Below are 13,853 nucleotides of genomic sequence, written 5' to 3'. Positions count from 1 at the left end.
GGCAGCGGCTCCGACGCGCGCTGGCGGCCAACCGGGGGCGCGTCCCGGTGACAGCGTGCCTGCAACCACACGGGCAGCGGCAAACTGTTGATGCGCACATGCGCACGTCAGCTTTGGTTGCAGTCCAACTGAAGCTGGGTTGGGGGCGCCGCAGGGCAGCGAATCCCGATAACGATTCGATACCACTGTATTTCTCTGGTGTTGAACGGGTGGTAGCCAGATCTACACGTCGAGGGGTCAGCCGGCGGGCGCTCGGTGGATGGGCCCCCGGATGTCGGCGAGCGGCCGGCCGGTGCCTCCCCAGCGGCCGGCGATGATCTCGGCGGCGATGCTGATGGCGGTTTCCTCCGGCGTTCGAGCACCGAGATCGAGCCCGATGGGACTGGAGAGACGCTCGAGTTCCGCGGCGGTGAGACCGGCGGCCGTCAGCCGCGTCGCCCGGTCCTCGTGGGTGCGCCGGGAGCCCATGGCGCCGACGTAGGCGAGCTCGGGGAGCCGCAGCGCGATTTCGAGAAGTGGGACATCGGACTTGGGATCGTGGGTGAGCACCGTGATGACCGTGCGTGCGTCGAGGCGGCCCGCGTCGCGTTCGGCGGCCAGATAGCGGTGTGGCCAGTCGACGACCACCTCGTCGGCCTCGGCGAACCGGGCCTTGGTCGCGAAAACCGGTCGGGCGTCGCACACCGTGACCTGGTAGCCGAGAAAGGCGCCGACCCTTGCCACTGCCGCGGCGAAGTCGATGGCTCCGAAGACCAACATCCGCGGTTTGGGCGCGAACGCCCAGACGAAGACGCGCATGCCTTCACCGCGCCGCTCGCCGTCGGGCCCATAGCTGAGTGTGCCGCTGGTGCCGGAGGCGAGCAGCCCTGTCGCATCGTCACCGACGGCAGCGTCGGTGTGTGCCGATCCCAGTGAGCCCTGCGGTTCCCGGCCGGGACGCAGCACGAGGCGCCGCCCGACCCGGCCTGCATCGGGATGCTGAATCACGGTGGCCACCGCCACGGGTCGGCCGGCGTCGATATCGGCGGCGATGTCGCCGAGTTCGGGAAAGGTCTGGCGGTCGACCTTCTCGACGAAGACGTCGAGAATTCCGCCGCAGGTCAGGCCTACCGCGAAGGCGTCGTCGTCGGAGACGCCGTAGCGCTGTAGCACCGCTGCCCCGGATCCCGCGACCTCGCGGGCCAGGTCGTAGACCGCCCCTTCGACGCATCCGCCCGACACCGAACCGGTGACGGTGAGGTCGGGCGCCACCAGCATCGACGCACCGGCAGGTCGCGGAGCGGACTTGAAGGTGGCCACCACGGTTCCGAGGCCGACGGTGTCGCCGGCTTCCCACCATCGCATCAGCTCTGGCAATACTTCACGCATGGGGGCAGCCCTCCCGACTTTGCGTTGCTCGCTTCGGTGGAGGCTTAGTGGCGCCTGTCAGGACTGGGCGGCGGCGTCCGGACGCACCGGAAGGGAGGTGCCGGGTGGGAGTTCGATCGTGTCGACGTCGACACCCGCGGCGCGCAGCATGTCGACATCGGCGGGGCACGGACCGCCGACGCTGACGACGCGTTCGCCCAGATCCGCTGCGACGGCATGCCAGAAACCGATCCGGATGTGGATGGTGTCGCCGGGGCCGAAGGTGAATTTCTCTCCGGTGGTCACGTTTTCGGCGGTGCCGTGGCCCTCGAGGATGTGGATGGTGTCCTCGGAGTAGGCGTGCACGTGCTCGCGGTTTCGTTCGCCCGGTTCGAGGACGACGTAGTTCATGTTGGCGGCGACGGCGCCGACACCGAGCCAGACGACCAGTCGGGCGTCGTTGGAGATGAACGGGACGAGCAGGCCGGGGTTGTCCCGGTGATGAACGGAGATCTCGGGCCAGACGTCGGCGGCAGGGGACGGCACCGCGGGCGCCCCGTTGAGGGGGGCGTCACCCGGGCAGGGGCCGCCGACGATGCGGGTGCCCGCGGTGGCCCGCAACCGGTATGTCGTGTTGGGGCGGACATGCACCATCGAGCCCTCGCTCAACGGCTGGGCATCGGACTCGTCTGCACCGTCGTGAATGACCGAACCCGAGCCTGCCACAACGTAATACGCCGCTTCTGAGGTGTGGGTGAGGGGCACTGAACTGCCGTCATCGACGAACTGCAGGTCGAAGAGACCGCGGCACTTGGCGCCGGCATCGGGCCCCACGATCTCGCGCCACGTACCACTTTCGAGCAAGCCGCTATCGGGCCCCCACTCGTCGCGGGAGATGACCCGCATTCCCGTCATCGTCGTCTGCTGCTCAGCCACGAGGGAAGGGTAACACCCATTTCAATAAGATCAAACGATTTTCTGGCCTACTGAAAAAAACTCTCGCCGGGCGAGCCCGGGTCTCTCTTCACCTTAGTTGAACAGTTCGGGATGTGGCGGGCTTGGCTCCTCGAGGAGGCTGCACCCCAAAACCTTGGTGCCGAGCCGAATGTGCGTCCACATTACGCGTCGTCGATCGGTCCACAGGGCGGCCATAGACGCGGGTGCGTTCATATGCGCTGAAACGCACCGGTCGACTCAGCGGCCGCGGCGTGAAACGGAGCCTGGCGCCGGCGCTCTAATACGTGGGCGGTTTTGTTGCGGCGTGGGTCACATGGACTTAAACTTCTTCAAGTCGATTGAAGTACAGCCCTGATCACCGACTATTCGGGTCGACACGGCCGGCCCTGAAACGGCCGCGGAAGTGTCCACCGCGTAGGTGCGGGGTGTGCCGCAGACAGCCAGGAGGTGACGAGCAATGCAACAGGTGTCGGGTATCGCGCTTGTGCTGTTTCGTCGCGGCCTGGTCGACGGCGGCGACTGGAGGTTGATAGCGGGAGAGTGCGGCGCGTCCGGGCCGCGCGGCGGCAGCACCTCTTCCTGACCACAACCTTCTGATGAACGGAGCTTCACATGTCTGCACCTGCACTCGCGGGTTACTGGCACCCCATTGCCACTGTCGACGAAATCGACGAGCAGCCAGAACGTTTTACCCTCCTCGATGATTTCGTCGTGGCATTCCGCGACGAGAACGGTGTGGCCGCCTTCCGCGACCTCTGCATTCACCGAGGCGCCGCACTCTCGCTGGGCTGGGTACGTAACGGCAACCTCGTATGTCCTTACCACGGTTGGCAATACGACCGCAGCGGTGCGTGCGTGCGGATCCCCTCGCGGCCCGCCGATGCGCCCATTCCGAACGCAGCTCGCGCCCGGGCCTACCAGGTACGCGAGAAGTACGGGCTGGTGTGGGTGGCCATCGACGAGCCCCGCGACGAGATTCCGTTGTTCCCCGGCGACATCTACGACCTGCCGGGGTGGAAATCCTTCATCTCCTACCGCGAGACCTGGAAGACGTCGGCTGCGCGCGCCGTCGAGAACTTCATGGATTTCTCCCACTTCCCCTACGTCCACAACGGCCTGCTCGGTACCGAGGACAATGCCGAGATCGCGCCCTACACAGTCGAAAAGCTCGACAACGGCCTGCACTACTGGCTGGAGCAGGAAGAACCGAGCGACCTCTACGGTGCCGGCGGTACCCAGAAGGTCCGCTATGAATACACCCTGGTGGTCCCGTTCACGATCCATCTGAAGAAGATCGAGATCGGCACCGGCCGGGAGACCATCATCACGCAGTTCACGTTGCCGCGGACCACGAACACCACCGAGTTGTTCGTGTTCATCGTCCGCAACCATTCCCAGGACGAACCCGACAGCAAGTTCGGCGATTTCACCAACACGATCATGGAACAGGACCGCTCGGTGGTGGAGAGCCAGCGCCCCGAGGAGCTGCCCGACTCACTGCGCGAAGAGCTGCACATCAAGGTGCCGGACGCCGCCAGCCTCCTCTACCGGCAACGACTGGCGTCGTTGGCCAAGGTCGAGGTGTTCGGGCCCTACGGCGCCTGAGGCTCACTGTGACAACGGGATTGCGGCTGGCGCGCGTCGCCCGCCGGATCAGACGTGCAGATGGTGTGATCGGACTGACGCTGACCGGCGTGGATGACACGCTGCCGTCGTGGACGCCCGGGGCCCACATCGACGTGGTGTTGCCGTCGGGGCAGTGCAGGCAGTATTCACTGTGCGGGCCGGTGACCTCCGGCGACTACGAGATCGCGGTCCGCGTCGAGCCGAACGGCCGCGGCGGTTCACGCGAGGTGCACGAGGCGCTGCGGCCCGACACCGTGGTCAAGATCAGCGCGCCGCGCAACAGATTCCCGCTGGAGCGGGCGGAGTCCTATCTGTTCGTGGCCGGCGGTATCGGCATCACGCCCCTGTTGCCCATGGTGGAGGCGGTCGACGCACTGGGACTGGACTGGCGCCTGGTGTACTGCGGACGCAGCCTGGCGACCATGCCGTTCCGCGATGAGCTGGAGATGTACGACGACCGGGTGCAGTTCTGGCCGGATGACGAACTGGGCCGGCTCGACGTGCCGGCAATCGTGAGTGCCGCAGTGGCCGCGCACCCCGGTGTGGCCATCTACACCTGCGGGCCCACTCTGCTGATCGAGGCCATGGAAACGGCAGTCCAGGCTGCCGGTGCGGCACCGCTGCGGTTCGAGCGATTCGTGTCCGCGATAGCTGGACCCGATACCAGGGCGAGCGCCCCGGCCACCGGAGGCGAGGTCCAATTGGGGCCGGACGGGCCGGTGGTCGCGGTGCGGGGGGACCAGTCGATCCTGCAGGCCGTCCTCGATGCCGGCGGCGACGTCCTGTACTCCTGTGAAGAAGGAACGTGCGGCAGTTGTCAGACGACCGTGCTCGACGGCGAGGTGGAGCACCGCGATGACCTGCTGACCGATGCCGAGCGCGCCGACCGGCAGATGCTGCTCTGTGTGTCGCGCTGCGCCAAAGGCAGGTTGGTCCTCGACATTCCCGCACCGTGAGCGGAAGGGAACATCGGAATTACACGCGCCGAGTGGCGTGTAAATGGACTGGTTCACGTACGCTGAAACCGCACGTCTTCACCCCGCCTCAACGGAGTTTTCATGACGCCTTCTTCGTCCGCTGTGCCGACTGGTACCCGGAAAGCGCCCACGGGCCCTTCCGCCGGTAGCAAGCCGACGTCGCGCAAACCCCGTAAAGCGCAGAAGTCCCGCGCGGCCGCCGACGGCGCAGACTCCCTGCCCTCTGCTGATGCCGGAACGCAGCGCGGTGTCAGCAACGCTGAACAGACGATGCTGGTGGTCGGCGCGCGCATCCGGGCCATCCGCTCCCGTCAGCAGCTGACCCTGCGTGATGTCGCCGAGCGGACCGGGGTCAGCGTGTCGATGCTCAGCATGCTCGAGCGGGGGGTGTCGACGGCGTCGGTGGGCACATTGGTGGCCGTCGCCTCGGCCCTGGGTGTGCACATGTACGACTTGTTCGCGCACCGGGACTCCGCCGACGGATCGCCGGTGACACGTCTTGCCGAGCAGACGGTGGTGCGCATGGGTGAAGGCACCACACGCCGTGTGGCACACAATGATTCGGCTGCGGGCGTGGAGCTCGCCGTCAATGAGTACGAACCCGGCGGGGCCAGTGGTCCGTCGGCCACCCATCACGACGGCCGTGAGTTCGGTGTGCTGATCTCCGGGAGGTTGACCATCGAGTTGGAGGGGGAGAGTCATGTGCTCGAACCCGGCGACGTGATCGCCTACTCCTCGGATCGGCCGCACCGGATCGCCAACACCGGGGATGAGCACGCAATCGCAGTGTGGGTTAACCTCGACGACTCATAAGTGTTTCAAACACACTTAATGACTTCGACGCTATTGAATGCTACGCTCGGTAGGTGACGGACAGTCTGAATCGTGCCGCATACGGCAGGACCAGCAATAATCGGGCTGATCGCGGATCGGCTCGATGGGTGTCAGAGCGCAGTGGCGGACGGGGCGGACAGGCGATCCGGATCCGGTTTCCATCCGGCGAAATTCGGTCAGCCTTAACTTCCTCGTCCGGTGTGAACCGGTGACGGCCGAGAGCGCCGTTGTCACGGTGGCCCTGGAGCAGATCGACGTCAGCGTCGGCCGGGTCGAGGAGAATCGCGGCACCGCCCTGGCGCGCACGCGGGGCGCCTTGGGCGCCGGCGCCGATCTGGTGGTGCTCCCCGAACTCGCCATCAGTGGCTACGTCGTCGACCGCGAGTTGGCCCGGGAGATCGCCGAGCCGCTCGACGGACCCACGTCGGCCGCCTTCGTCGAGCTGGCCGGCGAATTCGAGCGCCTGGTCGCGTACGGCTTCTGCGAACGAGACGGTGACAACATCTTCAACACCGTTGTGATCGTCGACGGTGACGGCCCGGTGCTGCACTATCGCAAGCTCCACCTGTTCGACCTGGAGAAAGGGGTGTACACCCCGGGGGATCTCGGTCTTCCGGTCGCGGACACCGCTTTTGGCCGAATCGGCGTGTGTATCTGCTACGACCTGCGGTTCGTCGAAGTCCTCCGTACGATGTCCTTGCGTGGTGCCGAGATCGTTCTCGCCCCGGCTGCCTGGGTCGGGGGGTTCGATCGGACAGTCCCCGTGACCGGAGGGACCCGTCACGTGGATTCTGTTCTGGCACAAGCTAATCTGGATCAGGTGGCCGTCGTGGCGGTGAGCCAGGTCGCCGGGGCGGCGCGCGGCGGACCTGCCACCTTGGGCGGTTCGGTGGCCTGTGACGCATTCGGCGAGCTGCTCGCCGGACCGTTGTCCCGCACCGCCGCCGACTCGGCGACGGCCACGCTGGACCTCGAGGCAATTCGCGCCGCACGGGTGCGTGGCGAGCGCATCCGGCCACGCGAGGACCGACGTACCGACGTGTACGCCGTGACATACGAAGGGAGAACCTGGTGAAGCCGCGGCCGTTCGAGTACCACGTGCCGGCCAGTCTCGACGAAGCGCTGGACATCCTGGCCGCCGAACCCGACGACTCCAAGATCCTCGCCGGCGGCCAGAGCCTGGTGCCGATGATGAACTTCCGATTGGCCAGCCCGGCCAATCTGGTGGACATCAACCGGGTTCCCGGACTGTCCGGCATCGAGATCGTCGGTGACCGGGTGGCCATCGCGACCAGGACCCGCCACATCGAGGTCCAGCACAACTCACTGGAAGGGCCGCTGGGACTGCTGTTGCGCAAAGCGGCCGCCTATGTGGGGCACCTGCCGATCCGTACCCGCGGCACCTTCGGTGGTTCGATCGCGCACTGCGACGCCGCGTCCGAGTGGTGTCTGGTGGCCTCGCTGCTCGATGCCGAGATGACCGCGGTCAGCAAGGCGCGTGGTGAGCGGACCATCGCCGCCGCCGATTTCTTCCAGTCCATCTTCACCACTGCTCTGGAGCCCGACGAGATCCTGGTCAAGGTGTCCCTGCCCGTCCTCGATGACACCTGGAACGCGGGCATTGCGGAATTCGCGCGCCGGGCAGGGGATTTCGGGATCGTCACCACCACCGCCGCGATTCGCGTGGTCGACGACGTGATTCGGGAGGCCCGGGTCAGCATCGGCGGAGTCAGTGAAGTGCCCTTCCGCAGCGCCGTCGCCGAGCAGACACTGGTCGGCCAGCCGCTCACCGACGAACTGCTGGTGGCGGCCGCCGAAGCCACCGCCGGCGAAGTCGATCCGCCTAGCGACACGCACGGCGATGCGGACTACCGCCGCGATCTGGTCCGTGCGCTGCTGCCCCGCGCGCTGAGCAGGGCCACCTTGGTCGGCGCCTGATGGCCGCGGCACCCACTCAACCCACTACCTGGACCGGCCGGGCGCTGCCCCGGCTCGAGGATCCCGCGATAGTGCGCGGCTGGGGGCGCTACGTCGCCGACGTCGCCTCCCGCAACAAGCGCTGCGCCCATGTGCGGTTCATCCGCAGCACGGTGGCCTCCGGACGTATCGTCTCGGTGACGGCGGCGCCCGGTGTAACCGTCTTCACCGCAGAGGATCTCGCGGACGTCGCGCCCATCCGGGCGGCACTGCACCGGCCCGATTTCGTGGAGGTCGGCACCCCGATCCTGGCCACCGACGTGGTGCGGTTCGTCGGTGATCCGATCGCCTTCGTGGTGGCCGACACCGAGGCCGCCGCCGAGGACGCCGCCGAACTCGTCGATGTCGAGATCGAACCGCTGCCCGCGTTGCTCTCGGCGGTGGACGCGCTGTCCGAGGGCGCACCGCTGGTGCATGACTCCGTTCCCGAGGATCATCCCAACGCCCCCAACACCATGGTGGACGGCCGGATCACCACCCCGGGGGCCGACGACGCGTTCGCCGAAGCGGACGCCGTCGTCTCGGTGCGGGTGAGCTCCGGCCGTCAGAGTGCAATGCCGCTGGAAGCCAGGGCCGCCCACGCCGCCTACGATCGCAGCACCGGACGCACCACCCTGCACGCGACCCTGCAGATGCCGCACGTCACGCGCACCGGGATCGCTGACTGTATCGGTATGGCCGAGGACGACCTGCGGGTCATCGCCCCGGATGTGGGTGGTGGCTTCGGCGCCAAGATGACGTTGGCGCGTGAGGACGTCGCCCTGGTGTGGGCGTCGCGGCACCTGCGCCGCGACCTGGCCTGGATCGAGACCAGGGAAGAGAACTTCATGGCCTCGTGGCACAGCCGCGAGCAGGTCTACGACATCGAGGGCGCCTTCACCGCCGACGGCGAATTGCTGGCTCTGCGTGGCGATCTGATCTGTGACGTCGGTGCCTACTGCTGTTACCCGGTGACCTGGGCGGTGGAGCCGCTGATGGCACTCGCCGAGTTGCCGGGCCCGTACAAGGTGGGTGAGTACGACGTGCGCTCGCGGGCCGTCGCCACCAACAAGTGCCCGATCGCCCCGTACCGCGGTGTGTCACGGCCCATGCAGGTGCTGGCGATGGAACGTCTGATGGACCGTGCCGCCGCCCAACTGGGCCTGGACAAGGTGGAGATCCGTGACAAGAACCTGATCTCGGAGTTCCCCCACCGCGCTCCCACCGGACTGGTGCTGGACCTGGCGTCACATCGCGAAACCTTGGCCGCAGCAGCGAAACTGGCCGACCTCGACGACTTCGCGGTACGCCAGGCCAAGGCCTTGCAGGACGGGCGCTACCTGGGTATCGGCTTCTCCTGCTTCGCCGAACGCACGGGCTACGGCACGCCCGCGTTTGCGGCCCGGTCACGTCCGTTCGGGCTCGACCCCACCAAGGCCGCGCCGGTGATCACCCCCGGGTTCGAGCGCGTCATCCTGACCATGGACCCGTCCGGGGGACTGACGCTGCGCATCGGGGCCTCCCCGCACGGTCAGGGCCTGAAAACCACTCTGGCGCAAGTGGTGTGCGACGAGCTCGGGATGCGTCCGGACCAGGTCCGGGTGATCGCCAGCGACACCGATGCCACCCCGTACGGCTGGGGGAGTTATGCCAGCCGCGCCATGGTGATCGCCGGCGGGGCCTCACTGATCGCCGCCAAGGAGCTGGCCGAGCGTATCCGCGGGCTGGCGGCCGACCGGCTCGGTGGGCTGCCCGACGACATCGTGCTCGAGGACGGCAAGGCCAGGCTCAACGGCTCGGCTCAGGCCGTCGACCTCGCCGTGATCGCGCGGGACACCTACCATTCCAGCCACCTCATCCCGGACAAGGGTGAGCCGGCGCTGGAGACCATCGGCACCTACGACCCGTCGGGTACGTTCGCCAACGCCTGCCACGTCGCCGAGGTCGAGGTGGACGCGCTCACCGGTCAGGTCGAGATCACCCGGTTCCTGGTCGCCGAGGACGCGGGCAAGTTGATCAACCCCGCCATCGTCGACGGACAGATTCACGGCGGGGTGGTCCAGGGCATCGCCAACGCACTGTTCGAAGAGCTGATCTACGACGACAGAGGCGTTCTCGTGACGACATCGCTGATGGATTTCCTGCCGCCCACCATCGCCGAAGTGCCGGACATCGAGATCGCCCACATCTACACGATGTCGCCGGCGTCGCTGACCGGAGCCAAGGGCGTGGGCGAAGGGGGCACCATCGGTGCGCCCGCCGCCATCGCCAACGCGATCAGCGACGCACTGAGCCCGCTCGGTGTCGGTGTCTTTCATCTTCCCGCCACCCCGCACCGGATCCGGACCGCGATCCGCCAGCGCCGCGACATCCAGCCTGCCCGCCACCCCGCCGACCCGCAGGAGATCACCTCATGAGTTCACTTCGCCTGTACGTCAACGGCGATCGTTACGACCTGGACGTCGAACCCCGTCGCACGCTCGCTGACGCCCTGCGCGACGACTGCGGTTTGACCGGTACCCACCTGGGCTGCGAGCACGGGGTATGCGGCGCGTGCACCGTGCTGATGGACGGACAACCCATCCGGGCCTGCTTGATGTTCGCGGTACAGGCCGAAGGTGCATCCATCCGTACCGTCGAAGGCCTGGCACCCGACGACACCACACTGCACCCCGTCCAGCAGGCGTTCTGGGACAACCACGGTCTGCAGTGCGGTTTCTGCACCCCTGGTTTCCTCACCCTGATCGCCGGGTTCCTGGAGGAGAATCCGGACGCCGACGAACACGAGATACGCGAGATGCTCTCGTCGAACCTGTGCCGTTGCACCGGATATCAGAACATCATCAAAGCCACGCTCAGCGCTCAGCGCGTGATGCGCGGAGAGGAACCCGTCGCCGACGAGACCCCGGCATGATCGGCGCTCGCGCCAGGCGCATCGAAGACCCTGTGCTGCTTCGCGGCGCGGGGCGCTTCGCCGCTGACAACCATTACGCCGGTGAACTGCACATGCGGGTGGTCCGCTCGCCGATCGCCCACGGGCGACTGGTGTCTGTCGACGTCACGGCGGCCCTGCATGTCGACGGCGTGGTGGCGGCGTGGTCCTACGCCGACATCGAGACACTGCCGGCCATCGCCTTCCGGCTGACCCCGCGACCGGAACTGCTGCCGTACCGACAGCCGGCCCTGGCAAGGCGATTCGTGCGCTATGTCGGGGAGCCGGTTGCGGTGGTGTTCGCGACGTCGGCCTACCTCGCCGAGGATGCCGCAGAGCTGGTCGAGATCGACATCGAGCCGCTGGAGGCGCGCATCGACGCCGATCTGGAGCCGCGGGTCTGGATCGACGGTGAGCAGGCCACCTGGGCCGCCGGGACGGGGCAGGAGATGCCCGAACAAGACTCGGAAGCAACCTCTTTCGTCGAAGAGTACGGCGACGTCGACGCCGCGTTCGCCGGGGCCGATGCGCTGGTGGCCGCGGGCACCCACCGTGTGTTCGAGATGGACGCGCGGATCGGACGGCATTCCGGGGTGCCCATGGAGTGTCGCGGGCTGGTGGCGGCGTTCAACGAGTCCGAACAGGTGCTCGTGGTCGACGGTGCGGCCAAGGTGCCGTTCTGGAACCGTGAGGCCATTGCCGCGATATCAGGGCTGCCACCGCACCAGGTGCTGGTGCGGGAGACCCACGTTGGTGGTGGCTTCGGTCCCCGCGGCGAGCTCTACCCGGAAGACGTTCTGGTGACCGTGGCGGCCATGCGGCTGCGCCGGCCGATCAAGTGGATCGAGGACCGGCAGGAACACCTGGTGGCCACCAATCACTCTCGCGGCCAGCATCACCGGCTGCGGGCGCTGGTCCGGGTGGCCGACGGCTGGGTCGAAGCGCTCGACGCGGATTTCATCCTGGACCAGGGTGCCTACGTCCGTACCCACGGTGCCACCGTCGCATCGCTCACGGCATCGATGTTGCCGGGGCCGTATGTGATTCCGCATTTCCGGGCCACGGCGCACGTCCGCCTGACCAACAAGACCCCGGCCGGAACCTACCGGTCGCCGGGGCGTTACGAGGGCACGTTCGCCCGCGAACGCCTGATGGACAAGATCGCGCGCGAACTGTCGCTCGACCCGGCGGAGCTGCGGCGTACCAACTTCATCCCGGTCGCCGAGATGCCCTACGAACGGCCGATCCAGGCGATGGGCACCCACCTGGTGCACGATTCGGGTGACTACGAATTGCTGCTGGACAAGGTGTCGGCGAAATTCGACTTCCCGGGCATCCGCGCCGAGGTCCAGGCCAGGCGTGCCCAGGGTGAACTGGTGGGATTCGGTTTCGGCTACTTCGTCGAGAAGAGCGGTATCGGTCCCTACGAGGGTGCCCGGGTCTCCGTCGACGGCAGCGGCCTGATCACCATCAGCTGCGGCGCGTCGTCGGTGGGCCAGGGGGTGGACACCGTGCTGGCCCAGATCGTCGCCGAAACCCTGCAGGTGCCGCACGACTCGATCCGGGTGGTCCGGGGCCGCACCGACCAATTCGAGTACGGCCGTGGCGCATTCGCCACCCGGCTGGCTGTGATGGCCGGATCGGCGGCCGCCCACGCCGCAGAGGCACTGGCGGACAAGGCCCGTCGGGTGGCCGCACACCAGTTCAAGGTCAGCGTCGAAGAGACGAAGATGACCGACGGTGCCGTCACCGTCATCGAGGACCAGCAGAAGGTGCTGACCCTGGGCGAGATCGCGCTGCTGCTGGAACCGGTGCGGGCCGGCGAGATGAAGGAAGACCCCGGGCTGTCCGCCGACGGCTGGTTCCGGTCGGATCACATGACCTATCCGTACGGGCTGCACGCCGCGCTGGTCTCGATCGACCGGGGTACCGGCAACCTGTCCATCGAACGCTTCATCGTCGGTTACGACGTTGGCCGCGCGTTGAATCCGATGTTGGTGGAAGGGCAGATCGCCGGAGGCGTCGCGCAGGGTATCGGCGGCGCGGTGTACGAAGAGTTCCTCTATTCCGAGGACGGCACCCCGACCAGTACGACGTTCATGGACTATCTGATTCCGACGGTGTTGGAGGTCCCGGACGTGGAGACGCTGGTCACCGAGGATGCGCCCAGCCCGATCAATCCCTTGGGCGTCAAGGGGGCCGGCGAAGGTGGTACCACAGCCGTGGCCGCCGCCGTCGCCTCCGCCGTCGACGACGCCCTGCGACTGCCGAACAGCATCACCGCGGTGCCGATTCGGCCGGATCTCGTCCGTCGTCTGGTCAAATCCATTTCAGTGACATAGAATTTGATTCAACGTAGTTGATTTCAGGAGGCTTATATGCGGATTGTCGATCTCACCCACCCCTGGGGTATCCACACTCCCGGCTGGGTCGGGTACCCGGGTGGCAAGATGTACTACACCCAGAACTTGCAGACGAATCAGATTGTCTCGCAACGGATCGAGAGCTCGCTGCACTCCGGCACCCACCTCGACGGCCCCATGCACGGCACCGACGGCGGCCTGGACATGGCGTCGCTGCCGCTGGACAAGCTGATTCACCCCGGCGCAATCGTGGACGTCTCCGACGTGGTCAGCGACTGGGATCTCATCGAACCCGAGCACATCACCTCGAAGGTCGAGATCAAAAAGGGTGACATCCTGATCATCCACACCGGCTTCATCGACTACTACCAAGGCATGCCGCGGCAGGACCTGGTGCGCTACTTCACCATGCACCCGGGCGGCAGCATCCGGCTGGCCCGTTGGATGGCCGACATGGAAATCCGTTGGTGGGGAATCGATGCCGGCTCCGGTGATCACCCCATGAACACCACGATCCGCAACATGCGCCCTGATCTGCTCAAGAAGTTCGAAGAGCACGTCGGGATGACCTACAAGGAATTCCTGGGCGAGTACACCTATACCCACCACATGTCGGGCCGCGAGATCACCTCCGACATCTTCCCGATGCACCACCTGGCTTTCCAGGACGGCTGCATCCATGCCGAGAACGTCGGCGGTGACCTGAAGACCGTTCTCAACCAGCGCGCGATCATCGGCGCCTTCCCGTGGAAGATCGAGGGCGGCGAGGCCTGCCCGTGCCGCATCATGGCATTCTTCGACTGCGGTGCCGACGAGGTCATCGAAGGACTCGCCGGCCGCTGATCGTCGGCCGAAACTCGA

11 protein-coding genes are annotated in these 13,853 nt (G+C 66.7%); 9 read left to right on the top strand and 2 right to left on the bottom strand.

What is annotated here, in order from left to right; genetic code table 11:
- Positions 1 to 237: 237 nt before the first annotated feature.
- Entirely contained in the window at positions 238 to 1,368 is a 1,131-nt protein-coding gene (locus tag NL241_RS29120; RefSeq protein ID WP_487694104.1) for an XdhC family protein, read from the bottom strand.
- A gap of 57 nt (positions 1,369 to 1,425) precedes the next feature.
- Positions 1,426 to 2,283 carry a cupin domain-containing protein gene (locus NL241_RS29115; RefSeq protein WP_487694105.1) on the bottom strand — a complete coding sequence of 286 codons (858 nt, stop codon included), beginning with the start codon at positions 2,281 to 2,283 and terminating at the stop codon, positions 1,426 to 1,428.
- Positions 2,284 to 2,916: 633 nt separating this feature from the next.
- On the opposite strand from NL241_RS29115, the gene NL241_RS29110 reads away from it, so the two are divergent.
- The 9 genes from NL241_RS29110 (at position 2,917) to NL241_RS29070 (ending at position 13,835) form a co-directional block, all read left to right on the top strand.
- Positions 2,917 to 3,909 carry an aromatic ring-hydroxylating dioxygenase subunit alpha gene (locus NL241_RS29110; protein WP_494395763.1) on the top strand — a complete coding sequence of 331 codons (993 nt, stop codon included), beginning with the start codon at positions 2,917 to 2,919 and terminating at the stop codon, positions 3,907 to 3,909.
- Positions 3,910 to 3,998: 89 nt separating this feature from the next.
- Positions 3,999 to 4,886 (top strand): PDR/VanB family oxidoreductase, encoded by an 888-nt coding sequence (locus NL241_RS29105; RefSeq protein WP_487694107.1) that lies wholly within the window; start codon positions 3,999 to 4,001, stop codon positions 4,884 to 4,886.
- Between the two features lie 102 nt (positions 4,887 to 4,988).
- Positions 4,989 to 5,720, top strand: a complete 732-nt coding sequence (locus NL241_RS29100) for a type II toxin-antitoxin system RelB family anti-toxin (protein ID WP_487694108.1) — start codon at positions 4,989 to 4,991, stop codon at positions 5,718 to 5,720.
- 229 nt (positions 5,721 to 5,949) lie between these two features.
- The gene (locus tag NL241_RS29095) at positions 5,950 to 6,816 is read left to right on the top strand and encodes a nitrilase-related carbon-nitrogen hydrolase (RefSeq protein WP_494395762.1); all 867 of its coding nucleotides are present in this window, start codon (positions 5,950 to 5,952) and stop codon (positions 6,814 to 6,816) included.
- A complete protein-coding gene (locus tag NL241_RS29090; protein WP_494395761.1) occupies positions 6,813 to 7,679 on the top strand; it encodes an FAD binding domain-containing protein in 867 nt (288 codons plus the stop codon). The genes NL241_RS29095 and NL241_RS29090 overlap by 4 nt, the downstream gene beginning before the upstream one ends.
- Positions 7,679 to 10,114: a xanthine dehydrogenase family protein molybdopterin-binding subunit gene (locus NL241_RS29085; protein ID WP_494395760.1), complete on the top strand. Its 2,436-nt coding sequence runs from the start codon at positions 7,679 to 7,681 to the stop codon at positions 10,112 to 10,114. The genes NL241_RS29090 and NL241_RS29085 overlap by 1 nt, the downstream gene beginning before the upstream one ends.
- Positions 10,111 to 10,611, top strand: a complete 501-nt coding sequence (locus tag NL241_RS29080; RefSeq protein ID WP_487694113.1) for a (2Fe-2S)-binding protein — start codon at positions 10,111 to 10,113, stop codon at positions 10,609 to 10,611. The genes NL241_RS29085 and NL241_RS29080 overlap by 4 nt, the downstream gene beginning before the upstream one ends.
- Complete coding sequence (locus NL241_RS29075) at positions 10,608 to 12,971, top strand: xanthine dehydrogenase family protein molybdopterin-binding subunit (protein WP_494395759.1); 2,364 nt, start codon at positions 10,608 to 10,610, stop codon at positions 12,969 to 12,971. Before NL241_RS29080 ends, NL241_RS29075 begins: the two co-directional genes overlap by 4 nt.
- 36 nt (positions 12,972 to 13,007) lie before the next feature.
- Positions 13,008 to 13,835, top strand: coding sequence for a cyclase family protein (locus NL241_RS29070; protein WP_487694116.1), 828 nt, complete (start codon positions 13,008 to 13,010; stop codon positions 13,833 to 13,835).
- Positions 13,836 to 13,853 lie beyond the last annotated feature (18 nt).

It is taken from the genome of Mycolicibacterium sp. SMGY-1XX, assembly GCF_059132455.1.
Note: the sequence above shows the minus strand (reverse complement) of the source record. Positions and strands in the feature narration are given on the sequence as shown.

Coding starts and splice junctions, on each gene's coding strand:
- NL241_RS29120 (WP_487694104.1), bottom strand. CDS start 1,368: ATGCGTGAAGTATTGCCAGAGCTGATGCGATGGTGGGAAGCCGGCGAC.
- NL241_RS29085 (WP_494395760.1), top strand. CDS start 7,679: ATGGCCGCGGCACCCACTCAACCCACTACCTGGACCGGCCGGGCGCTG.
- NL241_RS29070 (WP_487694116.1), top strand. CDS start 13,008: ATGCGGATTGTCGATCTCACCCACCCCTGGGGTATCCACACTCCCGGC.
- NL241_RS29075 (WP_494395759.1), top strand. CDS start 10,608: ATGATCGGCGCTCGCGCCAGGCGCATCGAAGACCCTGTGCTGCTTCGC.
- NL241_RS29080 (WP_487694113.1), top strand. CDS start 10,111: ATGAGTTCACTTCGCCTGTACGTCAACGGCGATCGTTACGACCTGGAC.
- NL241_RS29110 (WP_494395763.1), top strand. CDS start 2,917: ATGTCTGCACCTGCACTCGCGGGTTACTGGCACCCCATTGCCACTGTC.
- NL241_RS29100 (WP_487694108.1), top strand. CDS start 4,989: ATGACGCCTTCTTCGTCCGCTGTGCCGACTGGTACCCGGAAAGCGCCC.